At 61.5% G+C, this 968-nt stretch carries 2 protein-coding genes; both read right to left on the minus strand.

Features of this window, described 5'->3' with window-relative positions:
- On the minus strand, window positions 1-484 hold a 484-nt coding region (locus APH41_RS20160; RefSeq protein WP_054921007.1), incomplete at its 3' end, for an L-threonylcarbamoyladenylate synthase.
- Between the two features lie 74 nt (window positions 485-558).
- A partial coding sequence (locus APH41_RS20165; RefSeq protein ID WP_177333583.1) for a DNA-processing protein DprA occupies window positions 559-968 on the minus strand: 410 nt, incomplete at its 5' end.

Genomic DNA, 968 nt, shown 5'->3' on the forward strand with positions numbered 1-968 from the left:
CGCCCAACACCAAGTCCACTTGCCCGCGAAAATACTGCTCTACGCGAAGCCGCGTGCGGGCCGCCGGGCGGCCCTGAGGGTTGGCCGAGGTGGAAATCAACGGGCCGACCTGGGCGCACAAATCTCTCACCAACGGATGATCACTGACCCGCAGCGCTACGGTGTCATGCACACCCGTGACCCATTCAGGCAGCAAGTCTTGATGGGGCACCAGCCAGGTATTCGGCCCTGGCCAAGTGCTGGCCATGCGTTCGATCCACGTTTGCGGGAAATCTTCAAACAGAAAGTCGAACTGACGAATATTATCCGCCACCAGGATCAGGCCTTTGTCGACCGAGCGGTTCTTGATCGCCAACAGTCGATCCACTGCTTCTTCGTTCCACGGGTCGCAGCCCAGGCCCCAAACCGCTTCGGTCGGATAGGCGATCACTGCGCCTGCGCGAATTTCCCGTGCGGCTTCCAGCACACGCCACCTGTTGACCATTGTTTACTCTCCGGACTAAAGCTCTGGGCAGTTTACCGATCTTCGTTACAAAACCTAGCGCCAAAAACGGGCCACTACAAAAGCGGGCACCGCGCCAGCCAGCGCCCGCTTTCGCAAATCACCTGGCCCTCCAACTCCAGTTCCGTCAGGGTGGCCAGTACTTGGGACAACGGCCGACCGCTGGCAATCGCCAAGGCTTCGCTGGTATGCGGTGCCGCATGCAGCAGCGCTACCAGCGGATGGATCACGGGCACCGGCGCAGCATGGGACAACCGCTGCCAACCGCGCAGGCTTTCAAGAATGTGCTCGATGGTTTCCACAAGCACCGCGCCATCACGGATCAGTTGATGACAGCCCTTGGCGGCGGGGTGGTGGATGGAACCCGGAATCGCGTACACCTCGCGCCCTTGCTCCGCCGCCAGGCGTGCGGTGATCAGCGAGCCGCTGGCCATACTGGCCTCCACCACCAGCACGCCTAACGACA

It is taken from the genome of Pseudomonas sp. NBRC 111138 (genome assembly GCF_001320835.1).
GTDB lineage: Bacteria > Pseudomonadota > Gammaproteobacteria > Pseudomonadales > Pseudomonadaceae > Aquipseudomonas > Aquipseudomonas paracarnis.